Source organism: Bariatricus massiliensis, from assembly GCF_900086725.1.
GTDB classification, from domain to species: domain Bacteria; phylum Bacillota; class Clostridia; order Lachnospirales; family Lachnospiraceae; genus Allocoprococcus; species Allocoprococcus massiliensis.
Genome location: NZ_LT574838.1, coordinates 766,803 through 793,009 on the forward strand (window position 1 = coordinate 766,803; position 26,207 = coordinate 793,009).

22 protein-coding genes and 1 pseudogene are annotated in these 26,207 nt (G+C 40.6%); 2 read left to right on the forward strand and 21 right to left on the reverse strand.

Annotated features, from left to right (window positions below; translation table 11 throughout):
- Positions 1–2: 2 nt before the first annotated feature.
- Positions 3–1,289 (reverse strand): sarcosine reductase complex component B subunit alpha, encoded by a 1,287-nt coding sequence (grdG, locus tag BN6465_RS15135; protein WP_066736757.1) that lies wholly within the window; start codon positions 1,287–1,289, stop codon positions 3–5.
- Between the two features lie 23 nt (positions 1,290–1,312).
- On the reverse strand, positions 1,313–1,711 hold the full coding sequence (locus tag BN6465_RS15140; protein WP_066736758.1) for a GrdX family protein: 399 nt from the start codon (positions 1,709–1,711) through the stop codon (positions 1,313–1,315).
- Positions 1,712–2,012: 301 nt separating this feature from the next.
- Between BN6465_RS15140 and BN6465_RS15145 the strand changes: the two genes are divergently transcribed.
- Complete coding sequence (locus tag BN6465_RS15145; RefSeq protein ID WP_154670272.1) at positions 2,013–3,002, forward strand: sigma-54 interaction domain-containing protein; 990 nt, start codon at positions 2,013–2,015, stop codon at positions 3,000–3,002.
- Positions 3,003–3,116: 114 nt separating this feature from the next.
- Here BN6465_RS15145 and BN6465_RS15150 read toward each other — a convergent pair whose 3' ends face one another.
- Positions 3,117–5,294, reverse strand: a complete 2,178-nt coding sequence (locus BN6465_RS15150; RefSeq protein ID WP_066736759.1) for an aerolysin family beta-barrel pore-forming toxin — start codon at positions 5,292–5,294, stop codon at positions 3,117–3,119.
- 243 nt (positions 5,295–5,537) lie between these two features.
- Between BN6465_RS15150 and BN6465_RS21785 the strand changes: the two are divergent.
- Positions 5,538–5,684: pseudogene (locus BN6465_RS21785) on the forward strand (transposase); the annotation flags it as partial.
- 314 nt (positions 5,685–5,998) lie between these two features.
- On the opposite strand, the gene BN6465_RS15155 reads toward BN6465_RS21785, so the two are convergent.
- From BN6465_RS15155 to BN6465_RS15240, 18 genes are all read right to left on the reverse strand, one after another.
- Entirely contained in the window at positions 5,999–6,193 is a 195-nt protein-coding gene (locus tag BN6465_RS15155; RefSeq protein ID WP_066736760.1) for a hypothetical protein, read from the reverse strand.
- Between the two features lie 95 nt (positions 6,194–6,288).
- Positions 6,289–7,707 (reverse strand): lipopolysaccharide biosynthesis protein, encoded by a 1,419-nt coding sequence (locus tag BN6465_RS15160; protein WP_066736761.1) that lies wholly within the window; start codon positions 7,705–7,707, stop codon positions 6,289–6,291.
- A 2-nt stretch (positions 7,708–7,709) separates the two neighbouring features.
- Entirely contained in the window at positions 7,710–8,909 is a 1,200-nt protein-coding gene (locus BN6465_RS15165; protein ID WP_066736763.1) for an N-acylneuraminate cytidylyltransferase, read from the reverse strand.
- Between the two features lie 17 nt (positions 8,910–8,926).
- Positions 8,927–9,934, reverse strand: a complete 1,008-nt coding sequence (locus BN6465_RS15170; protein WP_066736766.1) for an acyltransferase family protein — start codon at positions 9,932–9,934, stop codon at positions 8,927–8,929.
- Between the two features lie 110 nt (positions 9,935–10,044).
- Positions 10,045–11,220 carry a polysaccharide pyruvyl transferase family protein gene (locus BN6465_RS15175; RefSeq protein ID WP_066736768.1) on the reverse strand — a complete coding sequence of 392 codons (1,176 nt, stop codon included), beginning with the start codon at positions 11,218–11,220 and terminating at the stop codon, positions 10,045–10,047.
- A 129-nt stretch (positions 11,221–11,349) separates the two neighbouring features.
- Positions 11,350–12,219 carry an N-acetylneuraminate synthase family protein gene (locus BN6465_RS15180; protein WP_066736770.1) on the reverse strand — a complete coding sequence of 290 codons (870 nt, stop codon included), beginning with the start codon at positions 12,217–12,219 and terminating at the stop codon, positions 11,350–11,352.
- A gap of 169 nt (positions 12,220–12,388) precedes the next feature.
- Positions 12,389–13,603, reverse strand: a complete 1,215-nt coding sequence (locus BN6465_RS15185) for an O-antigen ligase family protein (RefSeq protein ID WP_066736772.1) — start codon at positions 13,601–13,603, stop codon at positions 12,389–12,391.
- A gap of 53 nt (positions 13,604–13,656) precedes the next feature.
- On the reverse strand, positions 13,657–14,670 hold the full coding sequence (locus BN6465_RS15190; RefSeq protein ID WP_066736774.1) for an acyltransferase family protein: 1,014 nt from the start codon (positions 14,668–14,670) through the stop codon (positions 13,657–13,659).
- 40 nt (positions 14,671–14,710) lie between these two features.
- Complete coding sequence (locus BN6465_RS15195) at positions 14,711–15,853, reverse strand: polysialyltransferase family glycosyltransferase (RefSeq protein WP_066736776.1); 1,143 nt, start codon at positions 15,851–15,853, stop codon at positions 14,711–14,713.
- A 57-nt stretch (positions 15,854–15,910) separates the two neighbouring features.
- On the reverse strand, positions 15,911–16,951 hold the full coding sequence (locus BN6465_RS15200; protein WP_066736777.1) for a glycosyltransferase: 1,041 nt from the start codon (positions 16,949–16,951) through the stop codon (positions 15,911–15,913).
- 12 nt (positions 16,952–16,963) lie between these two features.
- A complete protein-coding gene (locus BN6465_RS15205) occupies positions 16,964–17,866 on the reverse strand; it encodes a glycosyltransferase family 2 protein (RefSeq protein ID WP_066736778.1) in 903 nt (300 codons plus the stop codon).
- A gap of 19 nt (positions 17,867–17,885) precedes the next feature.
- Positions 17,886–19,085 (reverse strand): glycosyltransferase, encoded by a 1,200-nt coding sequence (locus tag BN6465_RS15210; RefSeq protein ID WP_066736781.1) that lies wholly within the window; start codon positions 19,083–19,085, stop codon positions 17,886–17,888.
- Complete coding sequence (locus tag BN6465_RS15215) at positions 19,082–19,840, reverse strand: WecB/TagA/CpsF family glycosyltransferase (RefSeq protein ID WP_066736785.1); 759 nt, start codon at positions 19,838–19,840, stop codon at positions 19,082–19,084. The genes BN6465_RS15210 and BN6465_RS15215 overlap by 4 nt, the downstream gene beginning before the upstream one ends.
- A 16-nt stretch (positions 19,841–19,856) precedes the next feature.
- Positions 19,857–20,774, reverse strand: a complete 918-nt coding sequence (locus BN6465_RS15220; RefSeq protein WP_066736786.1) for a GDP-mannose 4,6-dehydratase — start codon at positions 20,772–20,774, stop codon at positions 19,857–19,859.
- 77 nt (positions 20,775–20,851) lie between these two features.
- Complete coding sequence (gmd, locus tag BN6465_RS15225; protein WP_066736787.1) at positions 20,852–21,886, reverse strand: GDP-mannose 4,6-dehydratase; 1,035 nt, start codon at positions 21,884–21,886, stop codon at positions 20,852–20,854.
- A 93-nt stretch (positions 21,887–21,979) separates the two neighbouring features.
- Positions 21,980–22,948 carry a type I phosphomannose isomerase catalytic subunit gene (locus BN6465_RS15230; protein ID WP_066736788.1) on the reverse strand — a complete coding sequence of 323 codons (969 nt, stop codon included), beginning with the start codon at positions 22,946–22,948 and terminating at the stop codon, positions 21,980–21,982.
- Between the two features lie 15 nt (positions 22,949–22,963).
- Positions 22,964–24,280: a sugar phosphate nucleotidyltransferase gene (locus BN6465_RS15235; protein ID WP_066736789.1), complete on the reverse strand. Its 1,317-nt coding sequence runs from the start codon at positions 24,278–24,280 to the stop codon at positions 22,964–22,966.
- Between the two features lie 14 nt (positions 24,281–24,294).
- On the reverse strand, positions 24,295–25,977 hold the full coding sequence (locus BN6465_RS15240) for a phospho-sugar mutase (RefSeq protein WP_066736791.1): 1,683 nt from the start codon (positions 25,975–25,977) through the stop codon (positions 24,295–24,297).
- Positions 25,978–26,207 lie beyond the last annotated feature (230 nt).

The following is a 26,207-nucleotide window of genomic DNA, read 5'->3' on the forward strand; positions in this document are numbered from 1 at the left end:
TTCTAATATGTGCGGGCTGCAAGTTTATTGAAGCCGTTTGCAATCGTAGACGCGATGATAATCTGAAGTTCCGCGTCAAAGCTGCCATCCGCCTTGATACATCCTTCATATCCACCAATCATTGTCTCTACAAAATCCAATGTACCAATTACGTGATCCATAGCCGGGAAGTGAACAATGATATTGCCTTGTCCACAGGATACCATTGTATCCGCTTCCGGAACCGCATCAGCGAGGGATTGGGATTTTCCGTCACGGCCTGGGAACTCATCGGTTATGATGACAACCTTCGTTCCGGCCTGAGTCACTTTCTTACAGTTCATCATAAGGTCCGTATCCGGGTTGCCGTATCCCTCTTCTGTGATAAGAAGGCCATCAAGTCCGATAAACTGGGCGAGCTTAGCGACCATATCGGAACAGCGTTCTTTGTCTGCAAGGAATACATTTTCATTGGTCAGAATAACGCCGATGAAGTTCAGGTCTTTTCCGTGACGTTTATACAAATCTTCGATAACCGGGTTGTTGAGATGGTGATAAGTGGTAACCTTATCGCATGGGGCTACGCAGTTACCACTGACAATCGCACCATCCATAATTTCGGTAGGATACATAAGAGTCGGGATGAACTTCTTAGCATCTACCCCATAATAAAATGTATCATGTAACAGTCCCTGAGACTGGAGCATGTGAACATAGCCAATCTTCGGAAGATCCGGATACTGAGCGATCTGCTCAAGGAGAGGTTTCGTCTCATAAGTCACAATTTCATCCGGTTCTACATTTCTTCCTGCTTCTCCCACATAAGTTGCCACTTTAAGTCCTGCCATTCTTCCAGCAGCCTCATAGTCATGAGTCTCAAGCCCTTCCTTCGGCTCAATTACTACGCACACATTGTATGTCTCAGAAAATGGTGTATATTTAGCAGTAGGGCCTGACATGTCAATTACACCTTCCTGAAATCCTACAATACGGCCGCAAGTGATAACAGTAGAGCCTACCAGTGCATGTGTTCTGCCTTCTCCGACTTGTTTAACTTTATTGATAACGCCCGGGAAAATAGCTCCAGGGCCGTCTACTTTAACACGTGGTTCAATGACATCCTTTACCGGGGCAATTCTTACAGATTCACCCGGTCTGGCCAATTCCACTCTTGCAGAAATCAGTCTGTCGTCTTCCAGCACTAATTTCTCAATTTCTTCTTTACATACAAATAATGTTCCGTTTTCCACATATGTTTTGTCCGCAAACTGAACATCATGGATGTAAATTTTACCTAACTCCAATTTCATAATTGCTGCACCTCCTGATTTTTTTACCTTCTATTCATAATAGGGTTCGAAACCACACCTTCCATCAGTGACAAATCGACAGTCCGGAAATCTTCTCTGGATTTTTCGGGCCAGTCGGGAAGCGGCTTACCTTTGATGAACTTGTGATAAGCTGCAATACTGTCCTCGATAAGTACCAAATCCCTGAACTCCTCGGCATCCTCAAGTGTGTCCTTGGAAAGGATGATTGATTTAAAAGGCGTCTGATTTGGTTTGACACTTCCTGCCAGAGGGTGGGTCAACAGATGATAACCCTGATGTATATAGTCTCTTGCTTTTGTAAGAACATCCAGATATGTCCAGCCCTCCTCAAACTCCATCTGGAATATGTCCTTCCATTTTTCAAAACATCTGCAGTTATTTGTAACCATGACGTTATCCATTTTGACCCTCCTTACCGTCTTTTTGATTACCCGAAAGATATGTGATTTTCTTTCTGCTTATATATAACAGCAACCCCTGTGCCAATTTTTTATCAATAATCTATTTTTTAACTCAAACACCGCAATCTATAGGAAAACTTTAACAAAATATTTTACTTATAGGTGATGTCTATAGCTATTTTGACGGTACACCACATATATCAGGCATTTTTCCGGGAACTTTTTTTCTTGATTGTGTAATTTTTTTCATGTATAATAAGATTATATTTTAACAATATCAGCCACTTTAGGAGGTTAAATCGTGAATGTAAAGCAAAAAGAAGAGATACAAAAGGAATTTTTCCTGCAGACAAAAAGCCCTGCGTTTCAAAAATCTCTGGATTATTGTGCTCAGGTTGCTTCCGCCAATTCCAACGTACTGTTAATCGGAGAATCAGGAAGCGGTAAAGAAGTCGCGGCCAAATATATCCATGCATTGAGCAGCCGTGCGGAAAAGCCATTGGTCTCCGTAAACTGTAATGCATTTACGGAGACTCTTTTGGAGGCAGAACTTTTCGGCTATGAGCAGGGAGCATTTACCGGGGCCTCGAAAAGCCATACCGGAAAATTTGAGCTGGCCGATCAAGGAACATTTTTTTTGGATGAAATCGGTGACTTAAATGTAACGACTCAAATCAAGCTTTTGCGCACGATCGAGACGAAGATGGTGGAGCGTATAGGAAGCAATAAGAAACGTCATATTGAATTCCGCCTGATTTCAGCGACGAACCGCGATTTGTCCAAAGCTATCATAGACGGTCTCTACCGAGAAGACTTTTTTTATCGAATCAGTACAATCGTAATCAAGATTCCTGCCCTTCGTGAGCGGAAGGAAGATTTAAAGGATATGATCATGTATTTTTTGGATGAAATGCAGCGGGTGAACCGCATTGAAATTACGCACATTGAGCCGGTGGTGTGGGACTTTCTGATGAATTATGAATATCCGGGCAATATCCGGGAATTGAAAAACTTGGCAGAGCGGATGGTCGTTCTGTCAAAAGACGGAATCATCACGGAATCAGCGCTTCCAGTTATGTATAACATCGGCAAAAAACCGATTCATGATGTCGTGGACCGGGATTCTGTGGATGACATTGTGAGCTGGAAGGAGTTTAAAGAGCGGACCGAGAAGGAGTATCTGCAGCATGTACTGCATGTGGTGAATGGGAATGTGGCCGAGGCAGCAAGGAGACTGGGGATTAGCTCCCGGCAGATATTTAATAAAATTGGGGAGTATGGAATCCGGTAAGAGGGCAACTGAGTGTGCGAAGTATTTAAAAAGTCTGGCAACCGAAACTGCCAGACTTTTTGTCTCATACCTTCTTCTTAATTTACTCATATTACTGTCATTTAGACACCTGTGCTACACCTTCAAAGCATGCACTTCCACCCAATCAGACTCTAGATTCTCATAAACTGCGCGGATATGGAATACGCCCGGACGGGTCAGACTCATCTGATTATGCAGAACCTGAATCCCTCGAGAATAAGATTCCTGCGCCTCCCAAATAACGGGAACCGGTATCTCCCGTTCTCTCTCGTCATACACCATGACCGTCAGTGTTTCAACCGCCTCCAAGTTGATTACCGCCCCATCTGCTGAAGTCCTCACCTCTCCGCTTACTGTAATATGTCCTTCCAAAGGCCTTGGATGTACCATCACTTTCACAATCACGGTATGAATGGTATTATTCGTAATCGGTTTCTCTTCCGCACTGGTATAATAATTATCTCTAATCAGGTATTTGGCATAGACCGTACCTTCTCCGTTTCCTTGAATAAAAGGCATGTTTGTAAGCGGCTCATGCTCAATCGACGCAACAGATTTATCCAATAGCTTTTCCCCATTCTCATCCACCAGAATCCACTCTCCAAAGCTGCTGTCAAAGCCATAAAATGGTACATTTAATAAATTATACCCCTCTATCTCCCAGTTCTCATGATAAATTCTGTCATCGATACCGATATTATATTCCGGACTACCGTTAATCAGACGTAGTTTGTCAAGTGTGTAAAGAGGTATGGCCCTCTCAATCTTACTGGAAACACCGATTCCTGTTTCCGTTAATTTAGCGCCCGCTGGAGACATCGGTCTCTTTGTAGTCAAATTCTCTATCAGCTTCTCCGGCTCCATTTTAGGCTTCACAGGAATAGTTTCTGTCTTCCCATAATTTGATTTTGCCGCACCCTGCTTCAATATGGTTTCCCAGTTCAGCTCCGTACTCAGTACTCCTTTATTTTTACTTTTTACTTTCGTAAATCCATAAGTCTTTTCGTATCCACTGACTTTAGAATAATTTTTGTTTCGCATATAAAGATTCTCTGAGGCATCCTCCCCGGCATCCCCCGCCGCCGACGGTGCAAACAGTGTAATAAAGGAGCGCTGGTCATATCCAGCCGTGCTGAAAGTATGAACGGCAGCATTGTCATCATAGCAAGTCCCGCACATTGAGAATACTGCCACATCGAACTGTATCATCACTGGGCAGTCATAATTCAATGTCGTAACCGTATTGGTTTTCTGCTGCCGAATCGCCAGCTTCGTGTGCGGGGGCATCACCGTCGTGACACTGGAGCTGTCGTTGATTCCTTTGCTCACGGACTCCTCTTTCGAATATGCGGTCCCGATGACCTGCCCAGCCGTAAATTGCAGCTGAAGCGCTGTCTCTCCTCCTTTTAGTACATCTCCAAATTTGTATGAGGCGCCAATCATCTCGCTGAAACTATACTCTTTTGAATTGGTTATTGTATTTGCCTCTGTCTCTACCTGCGACATTGTAAGCGTCACTGTCTCACTCGAAGCTTCTCTCCCAGCATTGCAGGCATCATAGTACCTCGCTTCTCCTGAACCGTTATTGGTATATGTAAATCCCGGAATACCTCCCCGCTCAATCGCCTCTTCGATGGTCATATTTCCGATTGCCGTATTATACGGCGTACCATCAGACACTACCTTCAGCCTGAAGTTATAGAATGCAAGTCCCAGAACAGTATAGCCGAATTGGTAAGTCTTCCCGTACCGGTCTCTAATTCCCGCAATTGTATAAAATACTGTCTGCTGCTCCTTCTTATCATGAAACGGTTCCAAAGTCGCCTGATTAATAAAGCTCTGTGCTTTCAGCTTTCTTCCAATTAAATCTTCCGCCAGCTTGCCCGCTGCCTGCTCCACTTCATTAAGCGAACTCGTGAGCACTAGTCCAGTACTTCCATATTTATCATCACCACTGGTAATACCATGTTTGTTGCAAAGGCATTCAATCATATCGATATAATGCCCTTCTCCATAATCCTTATCCCAGCCGTTCCCCGCATGATCCCAATAACTGTCAGAATTACTTTTAAAAATCTGGTATGCAAGCTGTGCCCAATTAAAAAGTTGATCACAATTTATCAGAGCGTCCTGTAAAAAAACGTCCTTCTGGTCCGTGTCTCCCCGTTCCTTACTGTCCTTGTAAAAATCATAACATTCCCGCTCCGGCAGCTGTCCTTCCGCTGGCAGCTTAATTGGAGTGACCTCTCCATACTTTCCATATGTTCCCATGTACGTCCTCCTTTCATGCAATTGTTGATAGGTTATGCGCGCATTTTATTTGGTTAGTACATTATATGAAGGTTGTCCGGAAAAATGTATGTGGCATGGAGAATTTATGCTGAAAATCTTGGAAAGATGATAACAGAATACTGAGAATATAGATAAGGAATGGTTAAAAATTATTGTACATTTGCTGCCCCATAATTGGTATTGAAATATGTTTGGTAATATAATGAACTTAATTTTTTGTTCTTCTGTGCAGATGGGTTGACCGGTATCAAAGAAGCGATTGGGACAGCGTATCCGAAGACTGAATATCAGCGCTGCATCGTGCATCAGATTCGTAATACCATGAAGTATGTGGCAGATAAGGACAGAAAGCCGTTTTGTGCAGACCTTTAAACAATCTATCAGGCGCCAACAGAAGAGAATGCACTGGATGCAACTTATCGGAAGCTGAACCGCCAGAGAAGTGCATTCCCAAGCGACACATCTCAAAATATGTCCCCGACCATCCAATCCTAAAACACTCTCTGCCGCATTGTCCATAGTACCAAATCTTGGACTTGGACAATCATCAAATGTAATATCAATATCGGGAAGAAATAAGAAGTTATTTGCAAACCTTACGCAGGTTTCAAATATCGAAGCTTTCTCATTCACTAATTTCATTTGTTCTTCTGTTAACGTAGTACTTCCATAAAAAAATCATGTTAAAACAGCGGCCTCTTATATACGCCATCGCTTACCAGTTTCTTAAAGCTGTCGGCCACGGATGCCTTGTCCACTACATTAGTGAAACCAATCCAACGATTTCTTGTTTCAAGCATCTTCACGTATACAGTGCCTTCCTTGATCAGGTTATTGATGATAATTGGCAGTAAGTACTTGGCTTTCTGAGGATTCATTCCGCTCTCGGAATCCTCCATTGCTTCGAGGAACTACGCAAAGCCAGTCTTCAGGATATCCGAGAACTTCAGTGTCAATCCCCACATATTCATTTCTATCCTTTTTTACGAAATCCTGAAATATATTTTGTAATATAACTTCTAAAAGCCCACAAGAAACTAATAAATCCAATAACAATTATTGCATATCTCACACGCATATACTTATATGTGGCAATAAGAATTGCTACAGCAATTCCTGTAACCAAAAGTGCACCAAACATAAATAAATCATTGTAAATCTCTACTTTCAATACTTTAGTTGTAATAAAATAATGCAAAAAAAGTAACATAATATAACTACACAAAGTTGTGTACGCTGCAGCGGTAAATCCGTATATCGGTATAAATATAGCATTTAGTATAATATTCATAACAGCCGCAAGAACAGTTCCGTATGATGTATATTTTGTTTTCTTAAGGTGCATTTCAACATTTACATAGTGTGTATATACATATTGGCACAATACACCCATTACAATAGGCGCAACGCAATATACACCCGAAGCGTATTTTACTCCGCCCAAGATTGCTATGGCTTCTGGTGCTAATGCCACACAAGCTAATGAGACATAGCACCCTAAAATAATTACCCACTTTACATTCCTTCTTATCTCCTCGTACTTTTTTGCATAGAACGTATCATGAAACCAAGGAAGCCATCCATCAGCAACGGCATTAGTAATTATGGAAATCATCACCCCATAATTATACACAAGACTGTATATACCGGCATCTGATGAACCACAAATTTTGGTGATAAATATCCTATCCGATTGAGCAAGTATATTCAGAGATACCGTGTGAATTATAAGTGGACCAGACAGTCTTGCACCATATTTCCAGTATTCCTTATTTACATGAAGATTTCCTCGTTTTAAAGATAATATCCAAAACACCGAAGAAAGAATAACAGTAGGGATAACAATTCCGATCATTCGATATGTAGCCATATCCCCATCAAAAGTAAACATCAAAATCAGCGATAGTATAACGGTTGACAATGCTATATACCAAGCTATAGCTATGTTTTCTTTATATTTATACCGGTAACGACATCCATTTTGATAAAAATTAATCGCTGGTGTAAAAAAAAGATATAAGATTAGAAATACAACCCCAATAACACTTATTTCCAGAAAATTAGAAATTGATTCTACAAAAAACAAAGTGATTATACTCAAAATTCCAGTAACAAGAGCTGATAAAAGCTGCATTGAACCAATATAATCATCTAATTTATCCGGATAATCCAGTTTTGCTCTCCCTATACTATAGGTTAAATTAAGGGTACAGAACGTCAGTAAAATGGAATACCATGAAGTAAAATTTGAAACTTGACCGTATTCCGATGTGGACATGATTCTTGCAAAAATTGGAGTTGTGATGATTGAAATAGCCTTTACCATAACAGAAGAAACCACATACCAAACACCAGCCTTCAGAGCTGTCCCCTTGCTCGTATCCTCACTCAATTCTACTTCGACGCCTCCTGCAAAATCTTTTCTACAACCTCTCTAATAACTCCTCTCCCTCCCTTAGCTTTGGTTACATAATCCGCAGCTGCTTTCACTTGCGGCATTGCATCGGCAGGCGCACATCCTAAACCAACCATTTTAATTGTATCCAAGTCATTTATATCGTCCCCCATATAAGCGACATTCTCTAGTTCAACATGAAACTGTTCACAGAGTCTCTTTACAGCGTACACCTTATCCTTACACCCCGCTTCAAATATATCCAATTTCAGTTTCTCTGCCCGCCGCCTATTAAGGTCAACAGATTCTGATGTAACAATTCCAGTAATGATGCCTTTTCCATGAAGTAACGCAAATCCCATACCATCTCTGGTATTGAATTTCTTTAACTCATCTCCATGCTCGGAGTAGTACATTCCTCCATCAGTTAGACACCCATCGCAATCCGTAAGGAACATCTTGATTTCAGGAACATCTTTCTTTTCTTCAGCAATTATCTTCTCTTCAACCAAACCATTCTTCTGCATCAACGCTTCAATAATGATCCAGTCACTTGGCTCATCGATTTCAAATGCACTGTCCTCGCACATCTCATAAGCCTTAATGTTGCCAGATACACGGTTCTGATATTTAAGCACATCAAACTTTGAGGAGATATAAAACGCACCGTTCTCCATCATATACCCGTCAAACTCTTGCCGGCGAGGACGATGGAATACATCGTAATTACTTGGGGAGACATTTCCCTTCTCATCCTTATCCCATAGGAATCTATACTGGCGAACGACCGAGAGTACAGAATCCGTCCCCTCGGTGTTGAACAGTTCAAATCCACTATCAAGATCGGCAGCGGTCAACATAGGGGAGGTAGCCTGAACAAGTATGACATTGTCAAACTCATAATTAGCTGCAAACTCAAGCATAGCAAATTCTGTGGAGGCTGTGTCTGATGCCGACTCCGCACTTCTTCCAATTACCTGTGCCTTAGAGAAAATTTCTGCCTCATCGCCGCACTTGAACGTTTCCACCGTTTCCTTAATCTTATCACTGTCCGTGGCAATATACACAACATCTATATACTTACATTGGCATGCAGCCTTTACAGTCCAATAAACAAGCGGCTTACCACAAATAGGCTTTATGTTTTTCAGAGGTATTGATTTACTTCCGCCCCTTACCGGAATAAATGCTACATTCATATGGCACCTCCACTAAATTACTCATTTAAATTGAAAACTTTATAAAATCTTGACATCACAACGTCATATACCTTCTTCAGCCTTTCATTCGACAGTAACTCTGTAATAACTACTGCACCCAAAACAGCAACAAAACAAAACTGTGTATTCCATATCACATTCATTTTTTCAAGCACTACCTTCAAAACATCTACAACAAATGGATGAATCAGATATACCAGCAAAGAATTTCTTCCCCACCTTGTCAAAAACATCCTCTTGTTTGGAACAAGTACTGCGAGTCCTGAAAATATACCCATCGTAAAAAACATAAAGACATACTTGAGCAGACACTCCATTGCAGTAATAGGATAGTCATGTGAAGCCCATGTAATATCTGTTATATTATTTTTCAGTAAGAGCAACTCACCAAATACGCATACGCTCATCATGATTATCGCAGTGCTCTTTTTTACACGAATTTTACCCACAAATTCATTTGAACAGCTTCTTCCCAAATAGAAAATCGGATACAACAATGCAACTCTTCCAAGTGATAGCACCAGCCACATATTCTTTCCGATAAACGGTGAAAAGATTGTCAATCCAACGCTAATTGGCAGGAAAACCTTATCAAAAACTGGAATAAAAGCAATAATCCTCATTATACCTAAGCATAAAATGTACCAGTACACATAAGTCGGAATCAAAACATTCAACGCAACCACTGAAACAGTTCTGCGAATTAACGAATATACTACCCACAGCAAATTAAAAATAAGATATGGTAGGATATAATTTCGCAATATCTTCTTCCATGTCCACTTTTTCTTGCTCAGATACCCGGAAATTAAAATAAACATCGGCATGTGAACGCTGTAAATCAAATAATGCAGCATTCCGTATATATTAAGCTCCTTCGATGACTTGCCACCAATCAAGTGACCAAAAACAACTGCCAGAATCAAAATGCCCTTAATATTATCTAACCATATAATTCTGCTCTGCTCTACTCTGCTCTTAAAGCTTGTCCCAAATTCTCTCATACATTGTCAACTCTTTTTTGTTCTTCTATAATCTGGACGTCTTTTAAAAAATGCCAACGTCCTTACCTCACGCCTCTATTTTTATGTCAAACTCAGAATGCTAATCCCATTTAAATTATCATCTGAATCTTTGACCAGTTCACCTTAGAAATTTCCCACAATCGATTCTGTGTCTCCATTAGACGCAGACGTGTTCTTTCCGCTTCTTGAATCTGTGTGATCTCAAATGCCGCTACAATTCTCTCAGTAATTTTTCCATCAGGATCAGTAAGACTGATATACCAATCTGTTGCTTCAATATCTTCCAAAAACCATTTCATTTTATCATGCGTTCCCAAAGAAAGAATACCGCAATTTAAGCCAAATGGTATCATTTGAGCATGTCCACGCATTCCAATCACGCAATGCATAGCATTATAGAACTCATATACCTTCATCGGAAATGCATGCGTAAGATCACAAACAGAATAATGGACCCCCTCTGAATCCATGTAAGGCACAATTTCATTATCGGATGTCGCATGAAGGACAATCACAATTTCATACCCCTTATTCTCAATGTCTTTTGCAGCTCTTGCCACTTCTGTACAGATTGTTCTCTTTTTATCACCAAATCTACGTTCACTTCGGTCAAACGCCATATTTATGGCCACTTTATTTGATATCTTCTTCGGTTTAATCTCATTTCCATAAATTCTACGTATTAGAGTGGTCGTGCATGGCTGATACACCACCTTTTCTTTTAATTCTTCAGGCAGTAAATTCTTAACTGCATTCACAGATCCCATATTTCGTAAGCCGATAAACCTAGCTTTCTCACACAAAGCAACTAAATTGTCAATAAATAATTCACTAGGTTCCTGCCCTTTAAAATAATTGTATCCCACAGAATATAGTAAAACAGGCACAGTAATGTTCTGGAGTTGTTCTTTGCATATTGACCACTGCCAACCACTAATCCTGTTTTCATTGGTGTCTGGAAGAAACAATCCACCACCACCAATAATCAATGCGTTTGACTTATTGATTCTCTGAATAGTCTTCTCAGTCACAGGTTTGTTGATTAAGATAATATTCCAGCCAGTGCGCATATATTTGTTAAAATAGCGTCGAACACATTGTGATAATACGGTATCTCCAACATTTCCTACATATGGATAAGTAACATGACTAAGTCTCGGAGATACTCCCGTATACGATTCCTTCTGTACATATACCTTCCCACAAGCTTTGATTGTCATTCGTTTTATCTTATTATATATCTTTCGAGGGGTAATTTTCCTCATGTTAATCTCCTCTTATATATCATAGTCAAATTATACTATCATCCTAAATGATATCTCTTTAAATTACTATACTCAAATACCGTAACTGGAATCAATTGAGATATCTATACGCCCATTATATGTACTACTTTATCGTTTTCTATACTTCAACTTATTTCGCTGAACTTTCTCAATGGGCAGAATCTCTTCAGACTTATATCGAAGGGACTCATAAACAGCATTGAGATTTCTGACCAGCTTGCGGATTCCATCTGGCTCAAGAGAGGCCGCATGATCAGTCCCTTTCCATGTACGATCAATCGTATAATGGCGTTCAATTACACTGGCACCAAGCGTATATGCCGCCACATCCACAGCAATCCCCAAATGATGACCAGAAAATCCAATTGCCTTTACCCGATTTTCAAACTGCTCACGCATTCTGCAAATTTCAAGCAAACAAACATCCTTGAATGGAACCGGATAACCAGAAGTACAGTTATACAACACGAGATCCTTTGCACGTCCATGTTTCTCAAATAACTGTACAATCTCTTCCTCTTCTTCATGTGTCGTCATTCCAAAGGAAAGCTGGACCTCTCCCTGATAGTTTTCGCAAAGCCACTCCAACATCTCAAAATGATTGTTACATGCAGAAGGAATCTTGATAAATTCAGGATTCAAAGATGCAATTTCCTTTGCACTCGTTATATCCCACACGGAAGTGGAATAAGTGATTCCTACCTCTTCGCACCATTTTTTTAACTGAGCGTGCTGCTCAACAGTAAATTCCAGATACTCTCTATGTGCACCATAGGTATCTCCATAAGAGTTGGCAGGGTTTGGATGAGGTGCATTATACTGTTCTTCAGTTAAAAGCTCTTTGGGACAACGTTTCTGAAATTTGATAGCATCTGCCTTGCAAAAATATGCAGCAGTATTGATCAAATCATGAGCTATTTCCATCTGCCCCATATGGTTACAACCCGCTTCTGCGATAACGTACGGTTTCTTATACATGTTTCATTCCTCCATATTCTTTATAATAATAAATCAATGATTAATACCTATCCGTACTGGCTGGATAGATTACTGCGTTCTTCAACCTGAAATAGATTGACGTCTTGCCAAAATGCCTAAGGCTTCTAGCAATCGTTACACAAGATTCATTTTGTCAGCATACATATGATTAACACATCGATTCACTAAAATCACTTTGTTCTACTAAGTTACTTCTTGCCAAAATATCCGGCGCATAAAAGATTGTAAAATATATAATATATTGAAAATAATGATATATCCATCCTTCCGTCGTATACATGATGAGCATTGCAAAGAGCATGCCAACTATCACTTTAGTAATTTTCTCATCTTTTATTGACTTAATCTTTGCTCCACATGCTATTATGATGCCAATTAGACACATCAGCCCCAAATAACCTGACTGAAGTACCCATTCCAAAAAATAACCATGTGCAGAAATCGCATCCATGCCAGCCCATACTTTATAAATCGTTAATCGGCCCAATTCATTGATTCCGTACCCAATAAACCCGTTTTTAAGAATATCCTGAATAGCCATCGGCCAAACCAACGTTCTTCCCGATAGTGTCATATCCTTGCCCAAAACACCTTCAATAAAGAACGAGAATACATCAAAGATGTTGAATACTACTACGCTAAGGAAAATTACAATGTACAGTATGATGCTACGTTTATATGTAAAAAAATCAAAATCCAGCTTGTAAGCGACAACATTAAAAATCATAATCAGCATTCCGATAACGCATGCGCCACTCCATGCAATAATAACGCTCAACACTGTTAGTGCCAAATACATAACACTCTTTTTATCAATGGTTTTCGTTTCGGCATAACGCGAAAGAAATGTTGTCAACAAAAATGGAATATATACATACCCTATTTCATTATCCGTTGCCCAAAAATTGTAGAAATTGCCACTTAGTTCGGCTGCTCCAAATATCCCTCGAGCAAAAATCTGAAACAATAAGGTGATAACCAATACTGCACCATAAAACTTTTCTATAAATCTAATTACAAATATCGGGGTTTTTCTAAATCCTCTGTCTATATGCAAACAAAATGCAGACAAAGAAATACACAAATACACATTGTATAATTGCATAGCACCATTCATATAAGTAAAAATCATGACCAGCAAGCAAAATAGTGAAATAAGCTTAGCAATAATTGATACTTTTTTTATTTCCAACAAGTTTGTCAATATAATTACTACACTATTAATCAGTGTAATTCTCATGAATAGGCCTAAGGAAATATTATTCTGAATTGCACTTAATTCAATAAATGGTAGAAATTGTATCAACCATATCAAATTAATTCGCTTAATAGACCATTTCAAGCTAACCTGTTTAGTGGACATTCTCTTTTCCCTTCCTTTATACTAACCTCTCCCTTAATTGACACATCCTTTTGTCAAACGGGTTTTGTCCTCTTACTTTGAAATACGCATTTACCATAATGTAAACATGTCGGCACAATGAGCGAAGCAACAACTCCTACAATCACAGAAATTTTCTCTCCCGTTATCCGATATGCTATTGTTGAAAGACCAACGCACAGGACCGGCTGATGAAGTATGTATATATCAAATGACCTACACCCAATAAAGGCTAAAACCTTATTCCACCATGTACCACACCTCTCACTAATTCCTGTTAAACCAATGATAATCGACCAAATCATTAGCACTTTTATTAATGCGTGTGCTCCAAAAAGTACATTGTGTTCGACTGTCGGTATAAACAAAAGATCTACGGTTACATATGTTAGTCCCAACACCAACATTGTTGTCCTATGTCCTGTTTTCATCCTGCGAACAGCTTGCATATGCAGGCGCCCCATTTCAAACCATATCCATAAACTGCAAATATCTTTTAATACATATAATGATCCAGAATTGAAAGCAGTACGGTATATATTTCTAATTATATAAACAAGTACTGCCCCCCCTGTACTCAATAATCTACTATTCCTACTTAAAACGCCCGAAAGTACTTGGATGCAGAACAGAGCATATAAATACCATAAGTGAACAGAATATGTACCATATCCCTTAAAAATTTTTAGACATTCTTCTACTACACTCATTGGCTTCAACCCTAGCTTTTGTACGAAAGGAGCATAACTCAGTAACAGCATCCCTCCATTATTTAAAATCGACCAAACAATATACGGACACATGAGCCTCTTGAATTTTTTTGTAACGAAGGTATTTAATGATTGTTTTTTCGTACTCTCAAATTGTTCATATGCAGCTCCTGACAAATATATCATGAATGGCATATGAAAATAGTAAATAATGTTAAAGAGAAATAGTGAAACACTTCCTGTATTTCTAATTGGTGTAATAATAGCATGTCCCAACACAACAAGGATGATTCCAATACCTTTCGCAGCATCCAACCACTCAATCCTTTTCTTCTCCATTTCCTTCATTTCCCTCGTTTTCTCTATAACCAGACTGATATCAGGTGCTTAGATATTCTTCAAACTCTTCCCATGTTTCGGGGATCAAAACATAATCATAAAACGTCTCTGCAAAGGCACGAAAATCATGCTGCATAGATCTACAAACATTGCTGCTATCAATAAACTTGATCATAGAAATTGTTTTGATTCCTTCAAATACATTTTCGCTGACTAATGTTGTACTGGAAAAACCGATGATTGCTTTGGGTTTATTCTCAAGATTTGCAATCAACGCTTCCTGAGATATATCCTGACTCTGATCGACTATGCATTTTAAATGATCATATCGACTGATTGTCTTTTCTCGTGGATGCAGCTTCAACACAGGCCGAATACTATGCTGATTACAAATATTCACTATATGCTCAATCACTCTCAAATCTGCATCATCAAACACTTCCTTATTGTCATAAAACGGCTGCGTATTAATAACCACCGCACCATCAAAAATTGATTTTGTTGACTCTTCAATCCAATTTGCTGAAGCCCGAATTGCCTTTGCATAAAAAGTACAAACCTGATTATTCTTTTCAAGTGTTATTTTGTTTTTTGAAAACAAACTGAAATACTCAAGTTCGTCTTTTGTTTTTAGATAACGAAGCATAAGTGGACCGTAAACAATGTCGCAAATGACTGCTTTCATTTTATCCTTTGTACTCTTTGTAACAGCTAAATGCTCCGATAACCAGTCCATAGGACTTCGCATATACATAGCCAAGCCCTCATCAAGAATAATGTTTTTAATTTTAATTTCAGGGATGAAATGCTTAATCTTTTTTATTAATCGGCTGTCAGGAGCAGATTGTCGGAGTATATATAGTTGTCTGCATTTTCTTCTCATTTCTGATTTTGCAACCTGCATTTCAACAATATACTGTGTATCAATCCGGTCAAATTCAAAAAGCTGGACAAGAGCACTTTGAGAAATTGATGCAAAATGCTTTTCAGAAAGGATATAACCAGCCTGTGGGTGTTTTAGGATACCAATAAATCCTCGTACAGCTTTACCTTGATCAAGCAAATAATTAATATATGCAATTACTCCATGGGCAGCCCATGGGGTTAAAGGAAACGCAATAAAATTTATATTTTCGTCTTTTTGTATTTTGTGAATCAATTCAAAGGTAGTTAATCTAACCATTAGCTATTCTCCACGTTTTTACTAATCCTTTGCTTACCTATCCTTAGCAGACAATTGTCATTCTATTTTGAAAATTCCCTTTAGTATCCCCTCAAAAACCTGCGAATACTCATTACCGTATTTTTCGTTATAATGACTAATATTTCTCCGGCAAGTTTCATAGAAAGAAACATCTTCCATCAAGTATTTCATCACACTTGACAAGCTGGCTTCATCTCCTGTTTTATACAACATCCCCAAACCATTTTTCACTATATCATCGGCAAAACACACATTATCGCTGGCTATAACCGGAATACCCAGCCCGAGGCAATCCATAAAACTTGTAATACCCAGCGGTCCTATCTTCTTTTTCCTGCTCATTGCAACCGGAATGATCTCCGCCTTATACTTCATGATTCTCTTAATCATCGCAATATCATCTTTGAGATCCACTTCATAAGGTCGTGCCCAACCGTCTTGTCCATTGTATTCCCCAGCATAATCGACCCTAATCTTTGTGTTTTCCGCAGCTTGCATCAAAGTTTTCCTATCTCGTCTGGATTTTCCAGTGTCAATGTAAAATGTATCTTCACTTTTGATATCCGATGCCTCATAGATTTTTTGGTACCATTCCATATCAGGACGCCATTCGTTCACAAAATAATGATCTATTTTCCGAGGTTCTGCCTTCGCTGCAAGCAGTTTATAATTCTCGTTAAAAAAAATGTATGCATCTGAATCTGAAACTGCCAGCTGAATATCATAAGGAGGATGGTGCATCACGGTCACCAAATTGGACTTGAAAAGTCCAACTTTCTTCAGTGCACCTAAAAAAATACTACAGCGATTCAGTTGATCATAAATCACATCGTATTCCCTACTCTTTTTCATAAGTTTCCTAACTTGAGAAGCAATATGCTGTTTCCCAGATTGCCATAAGAAAAAATCAACATACCCGCCATCCAATATTTCCTTTTTAAAAATACCTCGAATCGAATCTCCATATGGCTCATAATGATCGACCAACTCATGGACTCCAAACAAATGGAAAGAAGGCATCAAGCCCTTTGGAACCTTTTCCCATGCTGGGTATCCGCTTACCACCAACATTCTCATCGTCTTTCCTCCTTAACGCCCTTGACAAGAGCGAATGTATGCATAAAACCCTTGTACTAAATTTCCTTTACATATAAGAGAAATAATCTGCCTAACTTCACACAAAATAACTACCAGCCATCTCCTATACCAAGGAATGTTGGATTTGTACTTCCTATAAAACTGTCTTCTGGAACGTGCGCTCCATTCAATGAAAAAAGGAGAATCTGCACCACCGCCAGCTGCCCCCACACAATGATAGATTACCGCTGATGGGATATATACTAGTTTCGCTCCGCACTCTCTTGCATGCTGACAGTAATCCATATCCTCATAATACATGAAGTATTCTTCCGGTAGCATCCCATTTTGCTCAATGAATTCCCGGGAAATCATCATACAACATCCAGAGATAAACGAAACCTCCTCTGGCTTATTTTCACATAAACTGTATGTTTTGTTGATTTTACGATGGATAGCCCTTAGATTATTCCAATCTATATCCCCACCTGCATACCACACCTTGCTGCGATCGTCATTGTACATGATTCTGCAGGTGGTAATATCACCTTTAGCTTGATACACTCCTTGTCCAATCATTATGGACAAGAAATCGGGTTCAACAAGCGTATCGTTGTTGAGCAGCAATACATAGTTAGCGCCGTTTTCCAACGCATATCGAATCCCTATGTTGTTTCCGAAAGCAAATCCACCATTTCTTCCACTGTCAATGACATGAATATTGCCCTCCTCCAGCTTTTTCAATTCTGCGAAGGACGTATTAGGCGAATGATTATCAACTATAACAATAACCCAATTAGAATAATCAATTCTCCGGAGTGTTTCGACACAAGCAATTGTGTCTTGATAATTATTATAATTGAGCAAAATGATAGCAACACACGGTCTATTTCTCTGCAAATCGTCCCTCAGCATAATCCTCTCCAATTTTATTCTATTGCATAAACGAATTCAATTTTTTCCCGATGACATCCACCGAATATGCATTCTCAAAAACATGCTTTCCACCCTCGCCAATCTGCTTTATCAAAGTTCTATCAAAGCACTTGTCAATATGAGCTTTAAAGCTTGCTTCATCATCTGCAATAAGAATCGTTTTTTCATCTTCATACTGCAATCCTTCAGCTCCAATTGAAGTAGAAATCACAGCATATCCTCTTGCAAATGCTTCAATAATCTTCACACGCTGACCACTGCCAATAAACAAAGGAACAACCAGCACATCATAAGCATCATAAACCGCATCCAGCGACTCCACATACCCCATTAATTTCACATTGTCATACATAGCGCATAGTCGTTTTACCTCATTGCTTGGATTTTTCCCCACAATGGCAAGTTCATATCGATTTGCATCTTTGCAGAGAGGCATTACTTTTTCTAAAAACCACATAATTCCTTCATTATTTGGTGTCCATGTCATAGTTCCAACAAAAAGCATTTTCACCTTATCTGTTCGTTCTAAACCATACCGTTTCACATGCTGCGCCGGTGCAACACCAATCGGAATCACTTTGCATGTTTCTAACGATGCTCCCAATTGTTTCCTATCTTCTTCACTTAGAACAATTAATCGATCCACATCACTAATTGCTTTCTGTTCAATTCTTTCCAATTTCATTGTCTCAATCTTCAAGAATATTTTCTTAAAGATATTCTTTGTCTGATTAAAATAACGTCTGTATATTTGCGCTTCACAGTTCTGCTCGTACAAAACCACTTTTATATCCGAATCAATACTTTTTATAAAATCAAAATAGCCATACATGGACAGAATATTTAAAAAAACGATATCATACTTTTTCTCCGTCATCCGTGTTTTAATCAGCTGTTTCATTTCCGGTACAATATATTTTGATATGCCCAAAGGCAACCGTGAAAACATGCTTTTGCCTGCATTTACCATCATATATGGCATATTTTCTCTAGTCGTCACTCTGATTGGTAGCACTTCTACAGATGCACAGTACTTCTCTAGCGCTTTTTTCCCCTTGACAATGTCTTCATGCTCATAAAAGCACACCATATCAATCATATGAAACTTACTAAGGGCCTGAAGCGTTGAATACGTAAATATCTTCCCGCCGCCATCTAACGGATATGGTATCAAATTTGCTATATACAATATATTCATGCACTGACCTCTTCTCTTCGAGAGTATTTCCAAACAATGGGAATAATTTTGACCATATCGTTCCAGTAACGCTTAATCAGTCGCTTCGGATCCTGAGTTATCCTGAACAGCCACTCTAATCCATTATTTGCCATCCACTTCGGAGCTCTTTTTACATTGCCAGCTTCAAAATCGATGGTAGCCCCAATTGAGATTCCTAGAGAAACACCATATTTCTTAAGATGTCGATAAACAAACTTTTCTCCTTTTGGGGAGCCCAAGGATACAGCAAGAACATCTGGTTTTGCCGAGATAATAAAATTCTCAATCTTCTTTAGCTCCTTTTCATCCTTTTCAAAACCAAATGGAGGTGAGTATGTCCCAGCGATTTTTAACCCATTATACTTACCACACAGTTTTTTTGCAGCAGTATCTGCAACGCCTTCAGCTGCACCTAGTATAAATACAGAAAAACCTTGTTCTGCACACATCTTGCACATTTGAGGGAAAAAATCAGAACCTGATATTTTCTCTTTAATAGGATTCTTGAGAATCTTAGAAATCCAAATCAGGGGCTTTCCATCAGCTAAAATCAAATCAGCATTCGCATAGGTTTCAGCAAACTCTAAATCTTCTTCCAACATTACTATATGATCCAAATTAGGCGTAACTATATATGAGCACCCTTCTTTGGACATTAACCGTGCCGTTTCGTCTATTGCTTCCTGCATGGTTAAATTATCAATAAAAGTATTCAAGAATCTTATTCTAGCCATAGTTTCCCCTACCTAATTAACATTTATAGTATTCAAACATTTCCTTTAGCGTATCAAAGATGCTGTACTCGGGCTCCCACCCCAGTTCCGCTTTGATATATCCATAGTCACAGCATATGACAGGCGTATCTACCGGACGGAACCGCTCCGGATCAACTTCTACTGTAATCTGCTGACTACTCAGTGACACAATATACTCCAGCATCCTCCTCAAACTATATGTTCTACCCGAACCGACATTATAAACCTTCGTACAGTCATCACTTTCAATAATCATTCTGTATGCCCGCACAATATCACGAACATCACTAAAATCCCGATGCGCAGTCAGGTTACCGACTTTGATAATGCCTGATTTTCCTGATTTCTCAATCTCAGCCACCTGCTTACAGAAGCTAGGTAAAACAAAAGTATCCCTCTGTCCAACCCCAGTATGATTAAAGGGGCGGACACAATATATTTTCATCCCATACCGTTCCCGATAGATCTCTGCAAAACGCTCCTGCGCCATCTTTGAAATACCATAGGGATTGTTGGCATTGAGAGGTGTTTTCTCACTTATAGGTTCATCTGACTCCTCATATTCCTCACTGGAGCCAATAAACATTACTTTTGGCATCGGTGCACACTTTCTTGCCGCTTCCAATACATTCAATGCACCAACCACATTAATGAACATCGTCGTCTGTGGAATTCCCCAAGATGTGCCCACGCTACTGATTGCTGCCAAGTTGATAATCATATCCGGATTGACCAGTTCCACCAATTCTTCTACAGCTTTTGCGTCTAATAAATCAGCTTTATAAAACTCGACATCCGGCAGTTCCCTATGACCAATATCGGAGCCATACACAATATATTCATGTTGTTGGAGCTCTTTTGCTAGATACGCTCCAACAAATCCTCCGGCTCCAAATATCAGCACTTTACTCATTACAAATCCTCCATACATAGGTAAGCATAGGGCAGCATCAAACGCGCCAGACTCGTTACTGCCCTAATGCAATCTAATTACTTCAAGCCAGCTTCCTTCTTTGCCAGCTGCAGGTCATGCTCTGCCATAATGGCACAAAGCTGCTCATAGCTGGTTTTCTGAGGATTCCAGCCCAGCTTGGTCTTCGCCTTTGTAGGATCCCCCCACAGGTTCACAACATCAGTAGGACGGAACCACTGCGGATTCACACAAACCACCATCTTGCCAGTTGCCTTGTCGTAGCCCTTTTCTTCCAGACCTTCGCCCTTCCATTCAATCTCTATACCGTCATTGGCAAAGGCCAGAGTGGTGAACTCACGGACAGTGTGTTGCACACCGGTAGCAATGACATAATCATCCGGCTCGTCCTGCTGTAGGATCAGCCACATACACTCCACATAGTCCTTTGCGTAACCCCAGTCACGCAAGGAGTTAAGGTTACCCAGTTCCAAATGATCCTGAAGTCCACAGGCAATACAACCGGCAGCCAGCGTGATTTTACGGGTAACAAAGTTCTCACCGCGGCGTTCAGACTCATGGTTGAACAAAATGCCGTTGCAGCAGTACATTCCATATGCTTCACGGTATTCCTTCATCATCCAATAGCCATACTGTTTTGCAACAGCATAAGGGCTGTAAGGATGGAACGGAGTATTCTCGTTCTGAGGGCATTCCTCAACCTTGCCATACAGTTCGGACGTAGATGCCTGATAAATACGGCAGGTCTTTTCTAACCCAGCAATGTGTACAGCCTCCAATACACGCAGAACGCCTAACGCATCCACATCACCGGTGTACTCTGCAGCATCAAAAGAAACACCAACATGACTCTGTGCTGCCAGATTATAAATCTCATCAGGCTTTACCAGCAGAACAATGCGGATGATGCTGGAAGAGTCAGACAGATCGCCCTCGTGAATATGCAGCTTATCCATGATGTGGTCGATACGGGCAGTTGTAGAAACGGATGCCCGGCGAATGATGCCGTGTACCTCGTAGCCCTTTTCCAACAGGAATTCCGCCAGATAAGAACCATCTTGACCAGTAACGCCAGTAATCAATGCTTTTTTCATTTTCAATTCTCCTATCTTTACTTAACGCAAATTCATTATGTTTTGTGTTTGTTGTGTATTTTTTTGTGTCATTGAAGATAATTGCTTTTGCGACTAGCACCGCACCTTGAGTAACTCTGTTTCCCCCAGAAGGTGGCACCGCCCTATCCCCGCCGGGATGAAAAGGCAGTCACCTTTACGAAACCTCACTGGTTTCCTTCGTTCGTCTACCGTTTCCACCTGACCTTCGCCATCCAAGCAGAGAAAAATCTGATAAGATTCCTCCCTTGCCGTAAAAGAGAAGCCTTTTCGTACACAGATATGCTCTGTTTCAAAATATTTACATCGGCATACAATTTCTCTGGAACAACCAGGATAATAACGGACAAATCTATTTTTCTTCTGCACTACTTTTGCGGGCTGCATATCCATTACAGATACAGCTTTCTCGAAATGAAGCGGTCTTTTTTGTCCATTCTTGTCAACACGGTCGTAATCGTAGACACGGTATGTAACATTGGAGCTTTCCTGTATCTCCGCAATTAATGCTCCCGCTCCAATCCCATGTACAACTCCTGCTGGAACATAAAAACAGTCGCCTTTCTGTATCTGTACCTTATGCAGATGCTTATCCAGTTCTCCGTCTGTTATAGCTTTTCGCAGTAGTTCCTCCGTGACAGGATGCTCAAAGCCATAAATCAGTCTTGCACCCTTATCGGTTTCCAGCACATACCACATTTCTGTTTTTCCGTTGTCACCCTCGTATTCTCTTGCATAATCATCATCAGGATGAACTTGTACGGACAAATCCTGTTTTGCATCAATGAATTTCACCAAAATGGGCAGTTCCTTCTTTTCTCCGACCTTCGTACCAAGATATTCCGGTTTTCTGCAAAACACTTCTGCCAACGTCATTCCGGCAAAACTTCCATTAACCACGATACTCTGCCCATCCGGATGTACAGAACATTCCCATGTTTCTGCCAGCGGGTTCAAATTAATCTGCTTTCCAAAGTTTTCTTGTAAACGAGTCCCGCCCCACAGATAATCCTTACCCACTGGCGCTAACTTTAATATCTCCATATTAGGACCCCGCTGTTATTGTTTCAGTTCATGTTTCTTTTTATCTGCGACACTGATGCTCTCGCCAATCTGTACTTCGATCAGTTCCAGCTGTGTTGTTGCAGCGATTGTATGCTTACATCCCGCCGCCACCATAATGACATCACCAGCTCTCAACTTCTGCTCCATACCATCCACAACAGCTTCGCCAGTACCTGCAACCACCGTCCACACTTCGTCACGATAGTCATGGCTGTGATAGGTCATGTGCTCACCTGCACGGATGGAAACCTTAACGGTCATGGAACCCGGCTGAACATCCATAACGGTATAGGTACCCCATGACTTTTCAGCAAACATGGCATCCGTACTGACTTTTTCCACATAAGGCTTCATATAGCCGCTGCGTTCCTTGTCAGATACCAGAATTCCATCTCCGCTGGCAGCAATCACCATATCCTTGCACCCCATGCATATGATAGGAATGTTCAGTTCATTGACAATCTGCGTGTTTTCACAGGCAACATCCATGATGGCCTTCCCCTTGATATTGTCGGCCATAACCTCCGCCATCATGTTCCATGTGCCGACATCCTTCCACTCGCCGTTGTAGCGAACAACTTGGCTGGAGGCTTCCTTCTCCACCACAGCATAGTCAAAGGAAATCTTGGTCAGCGTTTCGTACTTTGCATAGAGATCACGGTAATCCGTGAAGTCCACCATGCTATGAACTTTTTCCAGCAGGTAACCCAACCTGAAAGCAAATACACCCGCATTCCAAAGCGCATTCTGCGCTAAATACTTCTTTGCAGTTTCGGTATCCGGCTTTTCCTTAAACTCCTTTACCTTGCTGACCTCTCCGTTATCTTCTGGGATGATATATCCATACTTATCACTAGGATAAGTTGGCGTAATCCCCATAAGCGTGAGATTTACATCTCCTTGTTTTACGGCATCCTCCAGCTTTTTCACACACTCGTAATAGGAATTCTCCACATACGGGTCAACAGGACAAACTGCAACGCCTTCATCCTCTCCAACGCCCAGTTCATCATGAAGATATACTGATGCAAGAAGAATTGCAGGGAATGTATCTCTTCTGCAGGGTTCTACACAAATCGAAACCTTGTCTCCCAACTGATTGTGAATAGCACTTGCCTGAGACTTGCTGGTTGCAATTGTCACCTTGGCATCGGCATCCACAGCCGTAATCTGACGGTACACTCTCTGCACCATAGACTCGTAGTTTCCACCCTCATCCTTAAACAGCTGGATAAACTGCTTGGATCTCACTTCATTAGACAATGGCCACAGACGCTTTCCGCTGCCGCCAGACAGTAGAATAATGTTCATTCGGTATTCCTCCCTTACAGCCCCAATCTTTCTTTAATTGTGGACTGTATCTGCTGTAATCTGATTTCAGCAGCGTCTTGATCAGCATCCTTGATGCTGTAATAGATCTTTATCTTCGGCTCTGTGCCAGACGGACGTACTGCAATCCAGCTTCCGTCTACCAGAATGTATTTCAATACATCCGATGCGGGCAATTTGCCAAAGCCCGGCTCTGCATCCACTGAAATGCTATAATCTATTTTCTGAACGGTATTCTCAAATGGAGAATCTCCGTCCTTAAGCTCCACCATCACAGATGCAATACGTTCCAAACCATCCTTACCCTTCAGCGTAAAGCTGTCCAGTGCATCCCGATAGTAGCCGTACTCCTTGTAGAGTTCATTCATTCGATCCAGTAATGTCTTTCTCTGTGCCTTTAGCTGCGCTGCCATTTCACAGATCAGCAGGCTGGAAACCACTGCGTCCTTATCTCTTGCATGTGTTCCTGCAAGATAACCATAAGACTCCTCATAACCAAACAGGAAAGTATAATCTCTGGTGGTATCACCGGATTCTCTTGCCTGCTCAAACTGCGTAATCTTTTCACCGATAAATTTAAATCCAGTCAGTGTGGAAAACACATTCAGTCCGTGCTTCTTCGCAATCTCAGCGCCAAGTTCTGAGGTAACTACAGTTTTGACCACAGCGGGTTTGTGGATAGAATTGATATCTGTATTAGAAAGCACAAAGTCCATCAGCAGGGCACCAATCTGATTGCCTGTGAGCAGCTTAAACCCATCATCTGTTTTCACCGCTACACCAACTCGGTCACTGTCTGGATCTGTTCCAAGTACAATGTCAGCACCAGTCCGTTCTGCCTGAGCGATACCCATTTCCAGTGCTTGTCTGTCCTCCGGATTTGGTGAAACAACCGTTGGAAAATTACCGTCTGGGATAACCTGCTCTGCAACGCTGTCCACATTGTTAAATCCTGCCAACCATAGGCACTTCTGTACAGGCACGTTGCCCGTACCATGCAACGGTGTGTATATAATATGAAGATTCTTGTCTTCGCTGTATCGGCTCTGCTTCATCACGGCGGCAACAAAGTTATCCGTAACATCCGCTGTGTAGATCAGTTTATCATTTCCTATATGAATGCTGTGGTAATCCGTAACAGCATTCATATAGGAAATAACCTGCTTCGCCTGATGGGGCACAAGCTGACAGCCATATTCGTCGTACACCTTATAGCCGTTGTATTCCTTCGGGTTATGGCTTGCCGTAAGTACGATACCGGCAACTGCATTCCAGAATTTCACAGAGAAACTCAACTGCGGTGTGGGTCTTGCATGCGTATGGAGATATACTTTAATTCCCATTCCACTCAATACATCTGCTGCGGTCTTGGCAAAATATTCGCTATTATTTCTGGTATCATAACCAATGACCACACCACGCTCGAAACAGACATCTGCACCATATATAGCAAGGAGATAGTCACCGAGTCCTTTAGTGGCTTTACCCACCGTGTACTTGTTCATGCGGTTGGTTCCAGCACCCATCACGCCACGCAGGCCACCAGTACCAAACTCTAAATCCTTGTAGAATCGATCCTCTATTTCTTTTTCATCGTTGATTGCCAGCAGTTCTTTCCGAGTTGTTTCGTTGAAGAATTCGTCGGTTGTCCACTGTTGGTATCTAAATTTATAGTCCATAACTACCACCCTTTAGTTCATAAGGTTTAACCGTTTCAATCTAAGATGTGGTTCTCCACATCTGCTCATATATGTTCAAAACCGACAACACCCATTAACTCTGCAATTGTCGATTCGATTTCAGTTTTCAAATAAATATGTGATAATGCAATGTCTGGTAATAACCTACGGAACGTGTGAATGTATAAAACATTTTCGTATCGTGTAGACGCGTCAAGGTATACGCATGT

What these genes read in the sequence shown, in the direction of transcription:
- BN6465_RS15235 (WP_066736789.1), bottom strand. Translation starts at nt 24,280, where the DNA reads ATGAACATTATTCTACTGTCTGGCGGCAGCGGAAAGCGTCTGTGGCCA.
- BN6465_RS15205 (WP_066736778.1), bottom strand. Translation starts at nt 17,866, where the DNA reads ATGCTGAGGGACGATTTGCAGAGAAATAGACCGTGTGTTGCTATCATT.
- BN6465_RS15220 (WP_066736786.1), bottom strand. Translation starts at nt 20,774, where the DNA reads ATGAGTAAAGTGCTGATATTTGGAGCCGGAGGATTTGTTGGAGCGTAT.
- BN6465_RS15185 (WP_066736772.1), bottom strand. Translation starts at nt 13,603, where the DNA reads ATGTCCACTAAACAGGTTAGCTTGAAATGGTCTATTAAGCGAATTAAT.
- BN6465_RS15200 (WP_066736777.1), bottom strand. Translation starts at nt 16,951, where the DNA reads ATGAGAATGTTGGTGGTAAGCGGATACCCAGCATGGGAAAAGGTTCCA.
- BN6465_RS15140 (WP_066736758.1), bottom strand. Translation starts at nt 1,711, where the DNA reads ATGGATAACGTCATGGTTACAAATAACTGCAGATGTTTTGAAAAATGG.
- grdG (WP_066736757.1), bottom strand. Translation starts at nt 1,289, where the DNA reads ATGAAATTGGAGTTAGGTAAAATTTACATCCATGATGTTCAGTTTGCG.
- BN6465_RS15215 (WP_066736785.1), bottom strand. Translation starts at nt 19,840, where the DNA reads ATGGCTAGAATAAGATTCTTGAATACTTTTATTGATAATTTAACCATG.
- BN6465_RS15195 (WP_066736776.1), bottom strand. Translation starts at nt 15,853, where the DNA reads ATGGTTAGATTAACTACCTTTGAATTGATTCACAAAATACAAAAAGAC.
- BN6465_RS15230 (WP_066736788.1), bottom strand. Translation starts at nt 22,948, where the DNA reads ATGGAGATATTAAAGTTAGCGCCAGTGGGTAAGGATTATCTGTGGGGC.
- gmd (WP_066736787.1), bottom strand. Translation starts at nt 21,886, where the DNA reads ATGAAAAAAGCATTGATTACTGGCGTTACTGGTCAAGATGGTTCTTAT.
- BN6465_RS15175 (WP_066736768.1), bottom strand. Translation starts at nt 11,220, where the DNA reads ATGAGGAAAATTACCCCTCGAAAGATATATAATAAGATAAAACGAATG.
- BN6465_RS15180 (WP_066736770.1), bottom strand. Translation starts at nt 12,219, where the DNA reads ATGTATAAGAAACCGTACGTTATCGCAGAAGCGGGTTGTAACCATATG.
- BN6465_RS15170 (WP_066736766.1), bottom strand. Translation starts at nt 9,934, where the DNA reads ATGAGAGAATTTGGGACAAGCTTTAAGAGCAGAGTAGAGCAGAGCAGA.
- BN6465_RS15155 (WP_066736760.1), bottom strand. Translation starts at nt 6,193, where the DNA reads ATGAATCCTCAGAAAGCCAAGTACTTACTGCCAATTATCATCAATAAC.
- BN6465_RS15150 (WP_066736759.1), bottom strand. Translation starts at nt 5,294, where the DNA reads ATGGGAACATATGGAAAGTATGGAGAGGTCACTCCAATTAAGCTGCCA.
- BN6465_RS15165 (WP_066736763.1), bottom strand. Translation starts at nt 8,909, where the DNA reads ATGAATGTAGCATTTATTCCGGTAAGGGGCGGAAGTAAATCAATACCT.
- BN6465_RS15210 (WP_066736781.1), bottom strand. Translation starts at nt 19,085, where the DNA reads ATGAATATATTGTATATAGCAAATTTGATACCATATCCGTTAGATGGC.
- BN6465_RS15190 (WP_066736774.1), bottom strand. Translation starts at nt 14,670, where the DNA reads ATGGAGAAGAAAAGGATTGAGTGGTTGGATGCTGCGAAAGGTATTGGA.
- BN6465_RS15240 (WP_066736791.1), bottom strand. Translation starts at nt 25,977, where the DNA reads ATGGACTATAAATTTAGATACCAACAGTGGACAACCGACGAATTCTTC.